2 protein-coding genes and 1 riboswitch are annotated in these 3169 nt (G+C 73.9%); of the genes, one reads left to right on the top strand and one right to left on the bottom strand.

The annotated features are described in order from the left end of the window. Positions 1-1479: MFS transporter (locus ACFU7Z_RS38110; RefSeq protein ID WP_117492711.1), on the bottom strand; the 1479-nt coding region annotated here is incomplete at its 3' end. Between the two features lie 351 nt (positions 1480-1830). Further along, positions 1831-2031: riboswitch (cyclic di-AMP (ydaO/yuaA leader) on the top strand. 2 nt (positions 2032-2033) lie between these two features. On the opposite strand from ACFU7Z_RS38110, the gene ACFU7Z_RS38105 reads away from it, so the two are divergent. Continuing rightward, positions 2034-3002, top strand: coding sequence for a peptidoglycan DD-metalloendopeptidase family protein (locus ACFU7Z_RS38105; protein ID WP_380782690.1), 969 nt, complete (start codon positions 2034-2036; stop codon positions 3000-3002). The last annotated feature ends 167 nt before the right edge of the window (positions 3003-3169 follow it).

Below are 3169 nucleotides of genomic sequence, written 5' to 3'. Positions count from 1 at the left end.
GCCCTGAGCCGAGGGCCCCGCCGCCGGACCGGTGGCGGGGCCCTCGCGCGTCGTGGGGACGTGGCCCGGGTCCAGCGGCGGGGTGGTGGTGCCGCACGGCCAGTCGCAGTTCGGCTCGGCCACCTGCTGGTCGTCGGCGGCGAGCACGTTGCCCCGTACGGTCGCGAGGGCGATCAGCCCGCCGGCGGCCAGCAGGCCCGCGCAGATCAGCATCGCGGTGTGGAAGGCGGAGTCGACCGAGGAGGGCACCCGGTAGGCGTCGCCGCTCAGCCCGGCCAGCGCCGGGAGGGCGGCGACCGCGAGCAGGCCGGCCGCGCGGGCGGCGGCGTTGTTGACCCCGCTGGCGATGCCCGCGTGCCGGACCTCGACGGCGGCCAGCACGGTCGCCGTCAGCGGTGCGACCAGCAGCGTCATGCCGCAGCCCATCACCGTGACGGAGGGCAGCACGTCCACCCAGTAGGAGGAGTCCGGGCCGACGCGCAGCATCAGCAGCACCCCGGCGGCGCACAGCAGGGGGCCGACGGTCAGCGGGATGCGCGGGCCGATCCGCTTGCCGAGCCGCCCGGCGCGCGCGGACAGCAGCAGCATCAGCACGGTGATCGGCACCAGTGCGAAGCCCGAGACCAGCGGCGAGAAGCCGGACACGATCTGGAGCTGCACCACCAGCAGGAAGAAGACGCCGCTGAACGCCGCGTACACGCACAGGGTGACCAGGTTCACGGCGGTGAACAGCCGGGAGGAGAACAGTCCGAGCGGCAGCATCGGATCGGGCGCGCGGCGCTCGACCGCCACGAAGGCGACGCCGAGCGCCACTCCGAGCACCCCGCTGACCCAGACGGCGGGGGACAGGCCCTCGCCGGCCGCCGTCAGCGCGTAGGTGATCGCGCCGAGGGCGAGGGCGGCCAGCACGGCGCCGAGGACGTCGAAGCGGCCGGAGGCGCCCTCGTCCCGGCTCTCCGGCACCGACCGGGTGGTGACCGCGATCACGGCGGCGGCGAGCGGCAGGTTCAGCAGGAAGATCCAGCGCCAGCCGGGGCCGTCCACCAGCCAGCCGCCGAGGAAGGGGCCGACCGCCGCCGACACCCCGCCGAGGCCGGACCAGAGCCCGACCGCCGCCGAGCGGTCGTCAGGGTGGAAGACGGCCTGGAGCATGGCGAGCGAGCCGGGGGTGAGCAGCGCCCCGCCGATGCCCTGGACGGCGCGGGCGGCGATCAGCACGTGGATGTTCGGCGCGGCGGCGCAGGCCGCGGAGGCGACGGCGAACCAGACCACGCCGATCAGGAAGACCTTGCGCCGCCCGTAGCGGTCGCCGAGCGCGCCGCCGAGCAGGATCAGGCCCGCCAGGGTGAGCAGATAGGCGTTCAGGGTCCATTGCAGGGACGCGAGGGAGGCGCCGAGGTCGGCGCCGATCCGGGGCAGCGCGACGTTCACCACGGTGCCGTCCAGCATCGCCATGCTGGAGCCGAGCACCGTCGCCATTAGTACCCAGCGACCCTGCGCGGTGCCCAGGCGCAGGGTGCCGGCCTCGGAGGTGGCCACGGGCGAATCCTGCGCTGCCGAGGCGCACGTGACAAGGGTCACCGGTGGGTGTGTTGGCGGCTGGCGGTGCGTGAGCGGACGGGTGCGCGGCGTGGCCGATCTCGGCGCAGGGTCGTGGATCAGTGGCGGGGGGTGAATGGGTTGTGTACGCACCGTGGGCTCGGGCCTGCGGAGGGTCACTGGGACAGGGGGGATCGTTGCCGTTTCAAGAGATCGACATTGCTTCACCCGAACGGATGGGTTTTAGTTCAGCGACCGCCCGGCCAGTCCGGACGGATCCGCCGGGTGGAACGCCGAGTCCTGCCGCTGCCCGGTGGTTCGAAACGAACTCTGTACGGCAGGAGCGGGGGACCCACAGGTAAGTCGCCGGACCGGAGTTCGCGCCTCAGGGCGCGGGCGTCCAGGACCGGCTTGGGGTGAAGCCGCGCAAGCGGCCGGGCAACTCCAGCCCGAACCCGACAGCTCACCTCGCAGGCGTCGGAGAGGAAAATTCCATGCCTGCACAGGCTCGTCGTATCGCCCTGCCCCGCGCCGCCCGCATCGGCATCGCCACCGCCGTCACCGGTGTGTCCTTCGCCCTCCCGCTCGTCACCGCGATGAGCGCCCAGGCCCACACCCCGGCCGCTCCGGCCGCCGCCTCCACCGAGGCCAAGCAGGCCGCGAAGGCCGCCGCTCCGGCCGCGCAGGAGAGCTACCGCGTCGTCAGCGGTGACACCCTGTCCAAGATCGCCGACGCCAAGAACGTCGAGGGCGGCTGGCACGCGCTGTACGAGCAGAACCGCTCGGTCGTCGGCGCCAACCCGAACCTGATCTTCCCGGGCCAGCAGCTCGCGCTGTCCGGCCACGCCGCCCCGGCAGCCGACGCCGCCCCGGCGAAGCCCGCCGCCCCGGCCAAGCCCGCCAAGCCGTCCGCTCCGGCGACCCAGGCCGCCAAGCCGCAGGCCCAGGTCCAGGTGCAGACCGAGGCCGCCAAGCCGTCCGCGCAGCTCGAGACCCAGCTCCAGGTCGCCGTTCCGGCCCAGGCCGTGACCGCCACTCCGGTCGCCGCCGCCACCTCCGGCTTCGTCGCCCCGCTGGCCGGCCCGCGGCTCGGTACCGCCTACGGCGTGGCCGGCTCGATGTGGGCCTCCGGCCACCACACCGGCCAGGACTTCGTCGCCTCCACCGGCACCCCGCTGCGCGCCGTCGCCAACGGTGTCGTGGTCAAGGCCGGCAACGGCGGCGCCTACGGCAACGAGGTCGAGATCAGGCTCGCCGACGGCCACTACGCCGAGTACGCGCACCTCTCCTCGATCGGCGTGAGGATCGGTCAGACCGTCACCGCCGGCCAGCAGATCGGCCTCTCCGGCGCCACCGGCAACGTGACCGGCCCGCACCTGCACTTCGAGATCCGCAACGGCTCGGAGTACGGCTCGGACATCAACCCGGTCGCCTACCTGCGCGCGCACGGCGTCGCGCTCTGACCCCGAGAGCTCCGGGGTACCAGGAACCACCGCCGCTGCGGGCGAACCGATCGCCCGGGATGGTCATGTCGGGTGACCGCTCGACCGGGTGATCGCCGCACGGCGGACATGGGCGCGGGACACGCCCAGGCCGGCCCGGCCGCATGAGGACCCCTGGGTGTCCTGGG

The organism is Kitasatospora sp. NPDC057518 (assembly GCF_042802075.1).
GTDB lineage: Bacteria > Actinomycetota > Actinomycetes > Streptomycetales > Streptomycetaceae > Kitasatospora.
The sequence above is the reverse complement of the archived record's forward strand: the minus strand, read 5'-3'. Positions and strand labels throughout refer to the sequence as shown.

What these genes read in the sequence shown, in the direction of transcription:
- ACFU7Z_RS38105 (WP_380782690.1), top strand. Translation starts at nt 2,034, where the DNA reads ATGCCTGCACAGGCTCGTCGTATCGCCCTGCCCCGCGCCGCCCGCATC.